11 protein-coding genes and 1 tRNA gene are annotated in these 15,686 nt (G+C 58.3%); 10 read left to right on the forward strand and 2 right to left on the reverse strand.

What is annotated here, in order from left to right; genetic code table 11:
- Positions 1-94: 94 nt before the first annotated feature.
- The 8 genes from DWY95_RS14130 (at position 95) to DWY95_RS14165 (ending at position 10,474) form a co-directional block, all read left to right on the forward strand.
- On the forward strand, positions 95-1,255 hold the full coding sequence (locus tag DWY95_RS14130) for a hypothetical protein (RefSeq protein ID WP_118554002.1): 1,161 nt from the start codon (positions 95-97) through the stop codon (positions 1,253-1,255).
- Between the two features lies 1 nt (position 1,256).
- Complete coding sequence (locus tag DWY95_RS14135; RefSeq protein ID WP_118554003.1) at positions 1,257-2,312, forward strand: glycosyl hydrolase family 28-related protein; 1,056 nt, start codon at positions 1,257-1,259, stop codon at positions 2,310-2,312.
- Between the two features lie 244 nt (positions 2,313-2,556).
- Entirely contained in the window at positions 2,557-3,771 is a 1,215-nt protein-coding gene (locus DWY95_RS14140) for a glycosyltransferase (RefSeq protein ID WP_118554014.1), read from the forward strand.
- 51 nt (positions 3,772-3,822) lie between these two features.
- Positions 3,823-5,013: a CDP-glycerol glycerophosphotransferase family protein gene (locus tag DWY95_RS14145; RefSeq protein ID WP_097791393.1), complete on the forward strand. Its 1,191-nt coding sequence runs from the start codon at positions 3,823-3,825 to the stop codon at positions 5,011-5,013.
- 49 nt (positions 5,014-5,062) lie between these two features.
- Positions 5,063-6,448: an O-antigen ligase family protein gene (locus tag DWY95_RS14150; RefSeq protein WP_118554004.1), complete on the forward strand. Its 1,386-nt coding sequence runs from the start codon at positions 5,063-5,065 to the stop codon at positions 6,446-6,448.
- Positions 6,402-7,751, forward strand: a complete 1,350-nt coding sequence (locus DWY95_RS14155) for a hypothetical protein (RefSeq protein ID WP_118554005.1) — start codon at positions 6,402-6,404, stop codon at positions 7,749-7,751. The genes DWY95_RS14150 and DWY95_RS14155 overlap by 47 nt, the downstream gene beginning before the upstream one ends.
- Positions 7,748-9,574, forward strand: coding sequence for a diguanylate cyclase (locus DWY95_RS14160; protein WP_118554006.1), 1,827 nt, complete (start codon positions 7,748-7,750; stop codon positions 9,572-9,574). Before DWY95_RS14155 ends, DWY95_RS14160 begins: the two co-directional genes overlap by 4 nt.
- A 3-nt stretch (positions 9,575-9,577) precedes the next feature.
- On the forward strand, positions 9,578-10,474 hold the full coding sequence (locus DWY95_RS14165) for a metallophosphoesterase (protein WP_118554007.1): 897 nt from the start codon (positions 9,578-9,580) through the stop codon (positions 10,472-10,474).
- A 92-nt stretch (positions 10,475-10,566) separates the two neighbouring features.
- Here the strand turns inward: DWY95_RS14165 and DWY95_RS14170 are convergent, their stop codons facing one another.
- The gene (locus tag DWY95_RS14170; protein WP_118554008.1) at positions 10,567-12,477 is read right to left on the reverse strand and encodes a hypothetical protein; all 1,911 of its coding nucleotides are present in this window, start codon (positions 12,475-12,477) and stop codon (positions 10,567-10,569) included.
- A 5-nt stretch (positions 12,478-12,482) separates the two neighbouring features.
- On the reverse strand, positions 12,483-14,576 hold the full coding sequence (locus tag DWY95_RS14175) for an MMPL family transporter (RefSeq protein ID WP_118554009.1): 2,094 nt from the start codon (positions 14,574-14,576) through the stop codon (positions 12,483-12,485).
- 253 nt (positions 14,577-14,829) lie between these two features.
- Between DWY95_RS14175 and DWY95_RS14180 the strand changes: the two genes are divergently transcribed.
- Positions 14,830-15,423 (forward strand): TetR/AcrR family transcriptional regulator, encoded by a 594-nt coding sequence (locus tag DWY95_RS14180; RefSeq protein WP_118554010.1) that lies wholly within the window; start codon positions 14,830-14,832, stop codon positions 15,421-15,423.
- 76 nt (positions 15,424-15,499) lie between these two features.
- Positions 15,500-15,575 (forward strand) — tRNA-Val (locus DWY95_RS14185).
- Positions 15,576-15,686: the final 111 nt, after the last annotated feature.

Here is a 15,686-nt window from a genome sequence, read left to right on the forward strand (position 1 = left end):
TTCCCCTTAGCGTCGTTTTCCCTGCACAGGGCAGCGTTCTGCTTTTTCCTGTTCCTGCTTGCACTCGATCTTTTTTACAGATGGGAGGTTTTCTATGATCGAACAACAAATCACGCTCTGCTCCAACGGCCGCGCCGTCCTTTCGGGCTATTCCGGCGGGCTTCTGCTTGGCTACGCGCACAACACCGGCGTCTATCGGCTGCGGGTCGTCTGCTCCGGCGAGTGGGACGGCACCACCGTTGCAGCGTTCTGGCATCTGCCCGGTCCGGCCGGGCCGCTGACCACCCTTGTGGCCGACGGGGCCGTCGAGGTGCCCGCCCTCGTCACTGCACAGGGCGGCAGCGGGACCGTCACCTTTGAAGGCTCCGACGGCACCCGCACCGTGACCAGCGCCAGTGTCCCGTACCGCGTGCTGACCAACTCTGGCACCACGGACCCAACCCTGCCCGAACCGGGCACCCCGGCGTGGCAGCAGTTTTTGCAGCAGGTCAAGCGAGAGCTTCGCAACGCCGCATCCGGCCTGTCCGACGAGGAGCGCGGGCTCATCCTTGCGCTGTTCCGCCACGCCGTCTACGACAACGGCGAGATGCTGCCCCACTACAACGCCTTGGCCGCACTTTGGAGCGGCAGCAGCCTGCCCGATGTCCCGCCCACGCCTAGCCAACCGGACACACCAAATCCCCCCAACAACGGACTGCCGACGCCGCGGTATAAGCTGGCAGCTCCGAAGACCTTTGTACCGGCCAACAAAGAATGGATCGACACCGGGATCAAGCCGTTCGCAGCCATCGACACCGACATGAATCTGACAGTGTACGCCACCTTTACAGTAGCGGACAGTACAGCCGGTGCGGTGACAACTTTGCTTGATTGCTTCAGCGATATCACCAACGATCAGAGAGGCATCATCGTTTCAACATGGACCAACGGAACCGTGGGCATGAACATGTTCACCTACGGCAGTCACTTTGTCAAGATCGAATCCGGGAAGAAACTGAAGTTTCTGCTCCAGATCAAGGGGACGCAGTTCCGGTTCCTGTCGTACGGTTCCATGACCGAATGGAAGAACATCCCGAACTATGCCGCGAACAAGACCGTGGATCGTTCGCTGATCCTTGGTGCTTCGTGGACCGCCGCCTCAGGCGAAACTACGGACGGCAAGGCACGTTTCTTCAATGGCGCGGTGTACGACTTCCAGGTATTCGACACGGCGCTGACCGACGCACAGATCACGACCCTGATGGAGGCAAACTGATATGGTATACGACCTGAATGGCACCACCCTGAGCACAGGCGGCGGCAGCGGAATGCTGAACGTGCTGGATCACGGCTTCAAAGGGGACGGCACCACCGACAACCTGGCCGCGTTCAACGCGCTCATCGCCGCGCACCCGGCCGAGACGCTGTATTTCCCGAAGGGCGTGTATGCGTTTTCCGGCAAGCTGGTATTCGACCAGTGCTACATGGAACTGGACAACGCCGAGCTGAAATGCACGGCCAGCACCAAGGTGGACCGGTTCATCGAGATCCGCGGCAAGATGTACCCGCCCGAAACGCCCCAGCAGGACATGTTCATCCGGGGCAACGGCAAAGTCAACGCGAACTTCAAGGCAGACGACTGCATCGCCGTGGCACGGCAGAAATGCACCCTGATCGACCACATCTCCATCCAGAACTTCCAGCGATACGGCATCTGCGGAAAATTCGAAGATGCGTCCATGGGGAAAGAAGACGGCCAGACGGAAGCCAACCTCTCGTATGAGCTGATGGTGCGCAACTGTCTGATCGAGACGTCGCTGATCTATCCGGATGCAGTGGGCATCTACGACACCGGCGACTCCATGTACACCGATATCGTCATCCTGAACGTGAAGACGGCGCTCTCGTGCAACGGCAGCAGCATCTTCCACAACATCCACGCCTGGTGTTACGATTTCGACAACAACGACCACGACACCAAGAAGGCCCTGCTGGAGAACACGGTCTTTGCATACATTCGCGTGAACGGCACCCGCTTCTCGGACTGCTACTGCGATACGTACCAGCGGGGATTCAAATTCTACTCCGGGGTGTCTCTTGTCTACCTTACGAATTTCAAATGGTATATTGCCCCCAATGCCTGGCCTACCGACCTGCCAGCCTATGTCTTCCCGGCCAACCCGACCGGGCAGGCGATGTACAAGGTCTTTGGCGCGGACATCGGCGGTTTGGGCGTGAGCAAGTTCAGCGATGTGGACCTGAGCACGCAGACGAACTGCCGCTGGTACGGCATCGTGCACAACCTGAGCGACGCACCGAGCACACTGCAATAAATTTTTGAACGCACTTTACGATCTTTGACCGAATATCCACCCCTGACGAACCGTGGGCGCGGAAGATGCCATTCCGCCGCTCACGGTTTTTTGCGGTTTCGGGCCGTTTGCCCCGCCAAATTGCGATGATTTTGTGAATACATATTGCAGAAAAAGAGGGATGATGCTATTATTAAGCTGTTTATACATACCTATTATGTGGGAATCCTCCGATTCTACTTTTCGCAACGAAAGGCTGGCCCCTGTGAAGATCTTATTCGTCAATAAATTTCTCTACCCCCGCGGCGGTGCAGAGACCTATTTTCTCAAGATCGGCGAGGAACTGACCCGCCGGGGCCACGAGGTCGAATATTTTGGCATGTACGACGAAAAGAACACCGTCGGCAATGCCCTGCACCTCGCCACCACCAATATGGACTTCCACAACGCCGGGCCGGAAAAACTGCTCTACCCCTTCCGCATCCTCTACTCGTTTGAAGCGAAACGGAAGCTGAAGCAGGTCATCGGGCAGTTTCAGCCCGACCTCATCCATTTCAACAACATCAATTTCCAGCTGACGCCTTCGGTCATCTGCGCCGGGGCGGAATGCGGGGTGCCCATGGTGCAGACGGTGCACGATGTGCAGATGCTCTGCCCCAACCACATGATGATGGAGTTCAACTCCAAAAAGCTCTGCGAAGCCTGCATGGGCAAAAAAAGCAAGTGGCCCTGCGTGAAAAAGCGCTGCATCCACGGTTCGCTGCCCAAGAGCCTCATTGGTGCCGTGGAGGGCACCTTTTACGAGTGCAATCACGTCTACGACAAGATCGACCGCTTCATCTGCCCCAGTGCGTTCCTGGAGAAAAAGCTCCTCACCGTCCCCCGCTTCCGGGGCAAGACGGTGATGCTGCACAACTTTCTGAGCCGGGTCGCTGCGGCTGCCCCTGCCGAAAAGGGGGATTATGTCCTTTACTTCGGCCGCCTCTCGGAGGAAAAGGGCATCGACCGCATCCTCGAAGCCTGCAAGCTGCTGCCGGACATTCCCTTCGTCATCGCGGGCAGCGGCCCCATGGAGGATCTGTGCAAAAACTGCACCCTGCCCAACGTGAAGTACGTCGGCTTCCAGACCGGCAAAGCGCTCGAAGACCTCGTAGCCGGGGCGCTGTTCACCCTGCACCTGTCCATCTGGTACGAAAACTGCCCGCTGGCTCTGCTGGAATCCCAGTCCCTCGGTACCCCGGTGCTCTGCAACCGGATCGGCGGCATCCCGGAACTGGTGGAAGAGGGCCGCACCGGCATCCTGAACGACACTTTCACCCCGGCCGCCTACGCGGAAGAGATCCGGGCGCTCTATGCAGACAAGCCCCTGCTGGCCGAGATGTCGGCCCACTGCATCCAGAAGAAAGACCGCATGATGACGCTGGAGCGCTACTGTGACCAGCTGCTGGCCCTGTATGGCGATGTGGTGAAGAACGCCTGACGAATCGGAATTTTCTCTATATTATCAACTGAATGTAAAGGAACGACGTCTATGAATGATCTGCTGCGAAAGACCCGGCGCGCCTTTCATCTGCTGCGGGAACTCCTGAAATATGAAACTGCCACCTGCTGTGCTGCCGTTCTGAAGTGCTGGAACAAGGATTACCGGCATGTCTGGCTCGTCTCCGAGCGGGGCCGCGAAGCGCGGGACAACGGCTACCACATCTTTGCCTACCTGAACCGGGAGCATCCTGAATTGAACAGCTGGTTCGTGGCAGACCCCACCCTGTCGGACTATGAGCGGGTGCAGGCGCTGGGCCGGGTCGTGCCCTACCGCAGCTGGAAGCACTATCTGCTCTGCGCCGCATCGGAGATGAAGATCAGCACCCATGTGCTGGGCTACACCCCGGAGATCGACAGCTACTACATGCTCGACAAGCTCCATGTGGTCCATGGCCCCCGCGCCTTTTTGCAGCATGGGGTCATCATCGACGACATGAAATGGTATCACTACCCCAACATCCGCACCGACCTTTTCGTCTGCTCCCTGCAAAAAGAACGGGATTTTGTAGAATCCGCCTATCATTATCCAGCCGGTATTGTCAAACGGCTGGGTCTGTGCCGGTTTGACGCCCTGCTGCGCCCCCACGAGACCAAGCGCCAGCTGCTGCTGATGCCCACCTGGCGCACCTACGCCATCGAGCGGAAGACCCAGGCCGAGTTTGAGCAGAGCGACTATTTCCGGCACTGGCAGGACGTCATCTCCAGCCCGGAGCTGGAGGCGCTGCTGGAGAAGCACGGCTATGAGGCCGTCTTCTACCCTCATTTCGAGGTGCAGCGTTTTCTGAGCAGCTTCCACACCGCCAACCCGCGGGTGAAGATCGCGGCGCTGGGCGAGGCCGATGTGCAGACCCTTCTGATGGAATCCGCCGTCATGGTCAGCGATTTTTCCAGCGTACAGTTCGATTTTGCCTATATGAAAAAGCCCCTCCTCTATTACCAGTTCGATGAGGCGCAGTATTGGGGCGTGCACCACGACGTCGGCTACTTCAGCTACCGGGACGACGGCTTCGGGCCTGTGGTCACCGAGCAGGCAGCGCTCTTCCGGGAGCTGGACCGCGCTCTGGCCCAGAACGGCACGATATCCCCCTTCTACGCAAAGCGTGTGGACGCGCTGTTCGACCAGGTGGATGACCAGAACTGTGCCCGCAACTATCAGGCCATCGTGGAGCTTTTGAACTGAACGAACGCGAAGAGCCGCGGCTTGCCCGCAGGCTCGCACAGGAGGGCAGATGCAAAGTTTTATAAAACTACTCTTTGGGGGATATGGCAGCGGAAACTGGGAGTATCTTGCGCAGCATGGAGGAACACAATTCCTGAAGCGGAAATCGGCGCAGCGGCCGTTCTGGCTGCCGCTGCTCTACATTGCCATGATGGGCATCGGGTTCTGGTACCGCGGCATGGGCCTGCCCTGGTTCATGAAGTACCTGGTGCAGGCCGCCGTGGTCGGCCTGGCCGCCTGTTTTCTGCTCATCACCGGAGACTTCAACCGATTGCCCCTCATCGAGGAATATTACATCATCTTTCTCATCCCCTTTGTGATGATGGCGGCGTGGTCCATGCTTGTCTGGTCGCTGGATTTCCAGCAGCTGAACTACATGTCCCGCGGGTGTTCCACCATCCTCTACCACATGATCTCGCTTACCTCGATGTGCGCAGCAGTGTATCTGTTCGGCGGCAAAGCCATCGACTACACCTTCTACGGCATGTGCATCGCCAATGTCTGCATCCTGGTGTTCGACAGCCTCCGGCCCTACGGCCTGAGCGAGTTCATCACTGGCTTCATCGCCTTTGCCAAATCCGGCGGCGTGGACACCAATGCGCCCATCAAGGCGCTGGAAGTCCACGACCTGACCTTCGGGTTCGGGCTGATGGTCCTCTATTACGCCCTCTTTGAAAAAGGTTGGCGGCGGGTCGTCCATCTCACACTGGCGGCGGGCTTCTTCTATCTGGGTCTCAAGCGCATCGCCCTCATCGGTATGCTCGGCGTGCTGGTGATGCACCTGTTCATCACCCGGCTCAAGCCCAAGGGGCAGAACTTTGTGCTCCATTCCATCTCCATCTTCGCCATCGCCGCCTGCCTGTTCTACGTCTTCTTCATCTGGTCGGGCCTGTTCAGCTGGACGGTGGACACCCTGGGCATTGACACCATGGGCCGCAAGGGCCTGTACGAAGCCTTCACCGACCTGTATTCCTTCAGCCCCACGTTCCGCGGCTACGGCATCGGCTGGGTCACGCGGTATATCAGCATCATGAACGCAGCGGGCATCGGCGTCTTTGGCACCCACGACTTCGGCGGGATGCACAACGACCTTGTGACCATGTACATTGAGCTTGGCTTCTGGGGCTTTTCCTTCTGGATCTGGCTCAGCTGGCAGGGCAAGGTCGTCTGGTGCCAGAAGCAGTACGGCACCGAGACCGCTTTCCTGCTGTTGTACTGCACCATTTATGCGTTTGTGACCTACGCGACCGACAACACCGCCTTTTACTGCTATATGAACACGATCTTCATGCTGCTGCCCATCGGCCACGCCATGAAGCTGCTGGATCGAAACGAGGTGATCTACAACCATGCCATCTCCCAAAACAAACCAACCGAACCGCCCGCAAAAAAGTAAGTTCTGGGCGCTGGTCGAGCTTCTCTTCCAGGGGCTGTGGAAGCACCGCCTCCTCTACCTGGCCCTCATCCTTCTGGTGATGTGCTCCACCAGCTTTGTGATGTACCACCTGAAAGCCCGCACCGCAAAGATGATGATCGCCCTGAACTACGAGGAAGCCACCAGAGGGCTTTACCCCAACAACACCCGGTTCAACATCTCGCTCATCAAATCGGACGACGTGCTGGACCGCGCCATTGCGAAGGCCGGCCTCGAAGGCCAGGTCACCGCGCAGGATATGGCCGAAAACATCACGGCCTGGGCTTCCAACGTCAACGGAATGCAGCTGCCCTCCGACACCACGAGCTATAAGATCGCCACCACCTACACCATCACCTACGAAAAAAACGACGAGATCGGCCCCCGCATCTCGGCCAGAGATATGCTCAGCCTGATCGTCGAGTCCTACAAAGAGGTCTTCTACGAGGACTATACCTACGTCGAGATGGGCATCTCCCCCGATTGGTCCGAGTGCGACAAGCAGGAGTACATGGAGATCGGCTCCTTCTTTAATAAGGAGTGCCAGAAGCTCCACCGCTTCCTGAACACCAACGCCAAGGAGAACGGCACCTTCCGCTCCGAACTCACCGGCGAAACCTTCACCTCTCTGCGCCAGAAGGTGGACAATTTCACCAGCATCGACCTTGAAAAATACGATTCCTATGTTTTGCAGAGCGGCCTCTCCAAAAACCGGGAACGCTACATCAGCAAGCTGGAATACCAGAACTTTCTGAAAAACATCAGCTACCAGAAACTCATGGCCGAATACCAGAACCGCCTGCACACCATCGAGATCTATGATTCGGCCCTGACTGCCGTTGTTCTGATCCCCACGCTGGACACCCAGAACAACTTCTATATGTCCCGCACCAAGGTCGCCATCGACTACCAGGCCTCGGCAGCCGAGAGCGCCAACGACTCCGCCAACGATACGATGGCCATCATCCAGAAAAACGAATACGCCATCCGCCAGATGAATGCCCAGACGGCCAATACACCTTCCAGCGTTGCAACCGCCGAGAGCATGATCCAGGATATGAAGCAGAAGCTGGAGAACCTTATCGAGACCTCCCGGATCCTCAACAAGGAATACATCCGCTACAAGACCAAAAACTACCTGACCATCAGTTTCGAGAAACGTTCCCTGGCCGACGAGCTGAGCATCAAGTGGATGATCCTGACCGGCGGCGTCACGTTCTGTGCACTCTGCGCCTGGGTCCTCGCCAAGAGCAAAGTCATCCGCGATAAGGACAAAACGAAATGAAAAGCTTTAACATCATCCGATATCTGAAAAAATGGTGGCCGCTCATCGCGCTGATGTCGTTCTGTGCGGGTGTGTTCTTCATGCGCTATGCCACCAGCAATCAGGCCTATACGGCGCAGTCCATCATCAAATACAACTACTCCCAGGCCGAGGACGGCAAGACCCCCAGCGGCGGCGAACTGGATGTTTCGGAGATCTTCTCTTCCTCCGTCGTCAAGCAGGCCATTGAAAATCTGGACCTGACCGTCAACGTGGATACCATCCGCTCCGGCGGCACGGTCACCCCCATCGTGCCCGACGATGTGGCCAAGACCCAGGCGGCCAAAATTGAAAAAGGTGAGGACGTGGAGGAATACCAATCCACCGAATACCTCGTCACGCTCTCGCTCAGCAGCAATTACAGCACCGAGTACGCCCGCACCATGCTGGATGAGATCCTGAGCTGCTACTTTGCCAGCTTCGGCGAAAAATACGTGGACTATTACACCATCCCCAACAATGCCTCTGCGCTGGACGGCCATGGCTACGACTACCTCGAACAGGCGGAGATCCTGAAAAACACCGTTTCCGAGATCTCCTCCAACCTCATCAACTGCCAGAAATCGCACCCGGAGTTCATCTCTTCCCACACCGGGATGTCTCTCTCGGACCTGCTCGATGAGTACAACTACGTCGGCGACGTTGAGATCCCCTATCTCTTCTCCGAGATTTTGGGCGGCAAGCTGACGCAGAACCGGGAAGTCCTGCTCAAAAAATACCAGGAGCGCTACAACACCTACATCATGGACGGCGATGTGGACACCGAGAAGGTCGCCGCCGTACTGGAAGTCATCCAGAGCTACGGCAACAAGAACAAGGACGGCTCCCTCTACTATCAAAGAGGAGCCCGGACCGGCACCGAGGATGACGCCGGCGGCTTCGTGCTGAACGATGTCTACGAGTATGACACCAAAGTAGACCGCACCACCGTCTACGACACCCTCATCAGCGACTACGTGACGATCCTGAACCGCAAGTCCAGCAACGTCATCGACGCTGCCTACTGCCAGTATATCATCGACGTGTTCCAGGATGCATCCGACTCCACGGACGTTTCCAGCAAGAACAAGGCCTTCTCCCAGCAGTCTGTGGAACAGGAGATCGACGCCCTGCAGAGTCAGCTGAACTCCCTGTATGAGAGCCTCTCCATCACCATGAAGGAGTACAACGAATACTGCGGCGCGGTCAATCTGGGCGTTCTGGCCAGCACCACGGTCAGCGAGAAGATCAACGTCAAGCTGTACATCCTGCTGGGCGTCGCGGTCTTCTTCATCCTGGGCGTCTGCGGCGCCATCCTGCTGGGCCGTATCCAGGACTTTGTGGAATACATGTTCTTCACCGAGCAGTCGCTGGATATGCCCAACCGCACCGCCTGTGATCTGTTCATCCGGAACAACAGTAGCCGCGTCCTGCCGGACGATACCGTTTGTGTGGTGGTGGAGCTGACCAACCTGAGCCAGATCAACACCGCCTACGGCCGCGAACGCGGCAACGCGATGCTGGACCAGTTTGCCGGCTTCCTGAAGGAAGCCTCGGCCACCTGCGGCACCGTCTATTACAACGGCGGCCAGCAGTTCATCGGCTTCTTCGACCAGTGCCGGATGGAGGACGCCGAGAGCTTTGCCGATTACTTCCACCGCCTCATCGCGGCCTACAACGCCGAGAGCACCGAGGCGACCTACGAATACGCCATCGGCATTTCGGAGAGCAAGGCCAACAATGCCTATTCCATCCGCGCACTGCTGCGCGAGGCAATGCGCTCTAAAACCAGACAGGAGGGATAATCTTTGGCTTCTCATTACGCACCCCGCAAGGCCCGTTTCGGCCCTTTGAAAAAAATCGTCCTGGGCATTCTTCAGTTCGTGTTGGGGCTGGCGGTGCTGCTGGCGGCCCTGTGGGGCATCTTCACCCTTATTGCAAAGCATCAGAGCTTCGTCGAGAGCTACTATCAGGTCCAGTCCGACAAGCTGACCTCGAACGTCCGGGTCGTGCAGCTGTCCGATCTGCATCTGCATGAGTTCGGCGACCACAATGCGGATCTGATCGAGCGGATCACCGCGCTCAAGCCGGACATCATCGCCATCACCGGCGACATGAACGACAAGCTGGTGGACGACTATTCGGTCGTCACCGACCTGTGCGAAGAGCTTGTCAAGATCGCGCCGGTGTACTATGTGCCCGGCAACCACGAGTGGCCCAAGATCGTGTTTGACCACTCCCCCATCCGGGAAGATCTGGAGGCCATCGGCGTCCACTTCCTGGCAGACGAGACCGAGACGCTGGAGGTGAACGGCAACACCATCGCCATCGGCGGCGTGGCCGAAGCACCCGCTTCCTACGAGCGGTACGCCAGTGCATATTTCGAGAGTTTTGAGCAGCTGGATGCCTTCAAGCTGCTGCTGGTCCACTACCCGGAATATTTTCTGGAGGACGGCTTCTTCTCTGACGTGCCGGTCGATCTGGCGCTCTGCGGCCACACCCACGGCGGGATGATCCGCATCCCCGGCATCGGCGGGCTTTACACGCCGGATCAGGGCGTTCTGCCAACGCTGACCGAGGGTCTGCATCAGATCGGCGACACCTCCCTCGTCATCAGCCGCGGTCTGGGCGACGGCAAGGACAAGTGCATCCCCCGCGTCAACAATCCGCCGGAACTGGTCATCGTGGACATCAACTGGTTCTGAGAACGTTCTATCCTGCCAAATGGCAGCAAAACGCCCCCTGGTATCGCTGCGATACCAGGGGGCGTTCCTGTTTTACTTCTACTTCAAAATACTTAGAACTTGAACAGATTCACGATGCGCTCCCACAGGCGGGTGAAGAAGCTGCCCTCCTGGGTAGTAGTCTCGGCCACGGCCGTATTCTCGGTAGCGGCCACGGTCTCACCGGTCTTATAGATGAACTTCACGTTGGAAGAAGCGCCTTCCGGTGCACCGGCGAAGCTGGTGTAGTTCTCCAGGCGGCTGGTCATCTCGTCCAGGACCGTCTTCAGGGCGTGGATCTGGTCGGTGTCCAGCGAACCGGTCAGCTTGGAGATGCCCTCCTCGTTGAACTGGACCAGGCCATCGCTCAGCTGGGTGGCACCGTCGGTCAGCTGGCTGACGCCATTGTTCAGGGTGTTCACGCCATCGTAAAGGGTCTTGGTGCCGGAGGCCAGCTTGGCGCTGCCGTCCTTGGCAGAGTGGGCACCGTCGGCCGCAGTGGCGACACCACTGGTGTACTGGTTGACGCTGGAAACGAAGTACTGGATCTGGCTCAGGCTGGTCTTCAGGGCGCGGACGCTAGCGATATCGTCGCTGTTCTCGGCCTGCAGCTTGAGCTCCTCGTGGGCGATCTGCTGGGCGTCGGCATTGGTCAGCAGCTGCACCAGACCGCAGATCATGGAGGGGTCGTAGCTCTGCATCAGGCGGAGGGCTGCTTCCAGGTCATGATTGGTTTTGGTCGCGGAAAGGTAGAGAGCCAGGTCGAGCTGGCTGTCCTTGAAGTTGGGAGCCTGCTCCCAGATGGTGCGGACCATCTTCTTGCGGGCAGCGGCCAGCGTCTTGTCGTTCATGGTCAGGACTTCGTCGATGACGGCTTCATAGTTGTCCCAGGTCATGGGGGTGTCGATGAGGCCGCCCTCCATCAGGGTCTTGTTTGCGGAAGCCAGAACGCCGTCGGCCACCTGCTGGGCACCGGCATTCAGGGCGGCATTGTTGGAGGTCAGGGTGTCGAGGCCGTTGGTCAGCTGGCCGAGGCCGTTGTCCAGCGCGGCAACACCGGTCTTCAGCTGGGATGCACCATCCAGCAGAGCCAGCGTACCGCCGGCCAGCTGCGAGACGCCGTCTTCCAGCTGAGACGCACCGTCCATGAGCTGGCTCATGGCGTCGTTCAGCTGCTGGATGCCGTCGGTCAGCTCGTTGATGCTGTCAAGGTCAAAGACATTGTCCGTGCCCAGCGCATCGGGGCTGGTGGCTGCGGCCAGCATGATCTGCGGAGCTGCCAGATCTTCCACATCGGCTTCCACAGTCACGCTGTCCTGCAAATAATCTTCCACCGTGGACAGGTCCTCCGGCAGCAGACCGGACAGCGAATCCTTCACGCCGGGCAGGGTGACGAACGCGGCCACGTTGCTCTTGGCGGCAGACTCGATCACGCCGTGCTCAGCGGTCACATTGGAGGCGTCCTCCCCAAAGATGACGCCCACCGCCGTGATGAGCGGGGTGACGATGGTGCGGTCGGTGCCGTTGACATTCACGGTGCCGGTCTCGTTGTTGGTCAGGTCGATTTGAATGGTCAGGTGGCCGCTCTTGCCCATCAGGTTCTCCAGGCTGTCGGTCACGCCGTCCAGCGTATAGGTGACTTTGGCCGAGATGGGCAGGTCACGGTCGGTGGTCCCCTTATAATAGACGTCGGTGTCGTCGGTGTTCCAGACCAGCTTTTCGCCGTCCTGGGTAAAGGCGGCATCGCTCTCGGTGTTCTGGATGTCAGTCAGGGAAGAGACATCGGTCACACCGGACAGGCCGTTGGCGTTGTACAGATGCTCGCTGACGGTGGTGCTCTTGATGGAGCCATCGGCGTTCATGACGGCGTAGACGTTCTCAGACTTGGCAAAATCGGACTTGCCTGCGGCAAAGGCAGGCATCGTCATGCTGGCGGCGAGGGTCAGCGCCAGCGCCGCACTGGCGAAGCGAAGCGATTTCTTCATGGTGATTACTCCTTTTCAGATTTCGAGGCGGGTTCGGGGACCAGCCAGTGCAGGGTGGTATGGCGGATGATCCAGTCCAGCAGCATCAGGGCAGCGGGCAGGACGATCAGGATGACGGCCATGCTGATGAGTGCGCCGCGGGAGATGAGCAGGCAGATGCTCTTCAGCAGCTCCATCTTGCTGATGGCCGCCACGCCGACGGTGGCGGCGAAGAAGGTCAGGCCGCTGGTCAGGATGGACTGGCTGCAATGCTCCAGCGACTGCTGGGCTGCTTCCTTCGGGGTGCGGCCGTAGCTGCGCTCCTCGTGGTAACGGGTGGTCATCAGGATGGAATAGTCCACGGTCGCGCCCAGCTGGATGGTGCCGATGACGATGCTGGCGATGAACGGCAGCTGGGTGCCGGTGAAGTACGGGATGCCCATGTTGATGGAGATGGCGGCTTCAATGCTGGCCACCAGCAGCACCGGGATGGACAGGCTGCGGAAAGAGATCAGGATGATGGCGGCAACGGCCAGGATGGACCAGACGTTGACGTTCTTGAAGTCCACATCCGCGACCTCGATCAGGTCTTTGGTCATGGCACCCTCGCCGGTGATGACACCTTCGGGGTCCACCGCCTTGATGGCGGTGTTCATCTCGTCCAGCTGGTTGTTGATGGCGTCGGTACCGGTCTTATAGGAGCTGTTGGCAAGGATGAGCTTGTACCCGCCGGACTGCAGGATCTCGGTCACGCTGTCGGGCAGCAGGCCGGTATCAAAGCCGGGGCCGGTGACGGAATCCAGGCTGATGACCTGCGTGATGCCGTCCACGTCCTTGAGTTCGTCGCACAGGTCGGAGACCTGGGTGGCGGTCAGGTCGTCATGCACCAGAATGAAGTGCGAGGTGGTCATGCCGAAATCCTCGCCCAGCTTGTTGGTGCCGACGATGCCGGTCAGGTCCTGGGGCAGCGAATCGAACAGGGTGTAGTAGACTTCGGTCTTCTGCTGCGCCGCCACAAAGGGCACCAGCAGCACGAGGAAGACCGCCACAATGGGGGCTGCGTGTTTGGAGACGAAGTAGCTGGTCCTGGTCAGCTGCGGGATGATGGTGCGGTGCTTGTATTTCTCGACCCACTTGTCAAAGGTCAGGATCAGTGCCGGCAGGATGACGACGGTGCAGATGACGCCCAGCGCCACGCCTTTTGCCATGACGATGCCGATGTCGCGGCCCAGCGTCAGGCGCATGGCACACAGGGCCAGGAAGCCTGCGATGGTGGTCAGCGACGAAGCGGAAATGGAGGTCATGGTCTTGCAGATGGCACTGACCATGGCTTCCTCATTGGAGGAGCGAAGCTCTTTTTCCTCCTGATAGCGGTGCAGCAGGAAGATGGAGAAGTCCATCGTAACGCCCAGCTGCAGCACGGTGGACAGCGCCTGGGTGATGTAGCTGATCTGGCCGAGGAAGATGTTCGTGCCAAAGTTGTACGCGATGGGGAACAGCAGGCCCAGCATGAACAGCACCGGGGTGATGGTGCTCTCCAGCGAGAGGAACAGCACCAGCATACTGGCACCCACAGCGCACAGGATATACAGCGGCATCTCCTCATTGATCAGGGCCTTGGTGTCCTGCAGGATGACGCTCATGCCGCCAAAGAAGGTATCCTTCCGGAGCACTTTCTTGATTTGCTGGACCGCGTTCATCGTCTCGTCGCTGGCGCTGGGGCCGTCGAACCGGACGATGAGCATGGTGGAATCATTTTTGCCGAACATGAACTGCTGGATGTCCGCCGGGAGCATCTCGGTAGGGATGCTGGGGTCGATCACATCGCTCAGCCAGAAGGTCTGGGTGACACCGGGCACGGCGTCGATGTCCTTCTTCATGGCGATGAGCTCGTTCGTGGGCAGGCCCTCGACCGTGATCATACCGGTGGAGGCCAGATGGAAGTCGTCCTCCAATGCCCGTTCGCCGATCATAGAGTCAAGCTCCTGCGGCAGATAGGTGAGGACGTCGTAGTTGATGCGGGTGGCAACGGCGCCTATCGCGGAAGGGATCAACAGCAGGATGGCTACTGTTAAGATCAGTTTGCGCAGACGCACAATGCCCTGTGCGATCTTTTTCATGAAAACCCTCCATTGAAATGTTGGAACAGAATTGGCGCTCAAAAATGACTCGCAGTCACTTCTGAGCAAGCACTATTATAACCAGCTGGCGGAAAGTGTCAAGACAAAAACTGACCAAACGTCAGTTTTTTTATCATCCACTGAAAATTGTCTAACACCGATCGGCTATTTGGGGCTTGCGCCGGGAGGAAAGCATTGCTAAAATAATGTTTACACGACAGAACATCGCAGAAAAGAGGAATCGACCCAAAGCATGAATACCGTGGAAGGCAAAAAGCAGGAAAAGCGCCGGGCGCTTCTGGATGCAGCATACGAGCTGTTCCTGGAGCGGGGCGCATCCAAGACCAGCGTGGAGGATATCACCTCCCGCGCCAAGGTGGGCAAAGGCACCTTCTATCTCTATTTTGCCGACAAAGGTGCTGTGACCCAGGCGCTTCTGGCCCGCGTGAGCTACCAGCTGCTGGACGACGCCGTGACGGCCTGTGAGCGCGCCAGCGCGCCGATGGATTTTCCCGACAAGATGATCTTCGTCATCGACCACATCATCGAGGCTCTGCGGACCGACACCCTGATGCTCCGTTTTCTGGAGCGCAGCTTCGTCTGGCCGGGGCTGGACAAGATCGAAGCCTCCGGCGAGGCCGAGCCGCTGATGTGCAAACTGCTCCACGCCATCATGTCCAGCCCCGAAATGGCCGGCCTGACCGAGCGCGAAGTCTACCAGCGCATCACGGCGCTGGGCAGCATGTGCATGTCGGTGTGCTACTCGTCCATCCTCGAAGGCAAGCCCGACCACATCGACGCCATGAAACCCGTGCTCTACAACATCATCCGGAAGGCCCTGCAATGATTTTTGCAGAAATTTGCAAAAAAAGCTTGCAATCCGGCCAAAGGTGTGGTATCATAATCAAGTCGATACGACATCTGGACGGTTAGCTCAGCTGGTAGAGCATCTGCTTGACGTGCAGGAGGTCACAGGTTCGAGTCCTGTACCGTCCACCATACAGTTCGTACTCGAACCCGATTCTTTATGAAAAAGGGTTCGGGTACGTTTTTTGTTTACAGGAAGTTCTGAGAAGGCACTACTCGGAACAGTGGACAGGAACGAGTAAA

Origin of the sequence: Faecalibacterium sp. AF28-13AC (assembly GCF_003478405.1) — a bacterium.
In the GTDB taxonomy this organism is placed as follows: Bacteria; Bacillota; Clostridia; order Oscillospirales; family Ruminococcaceae; genus Faecalibacterium; species Faecalibacterium prausnitzii_E.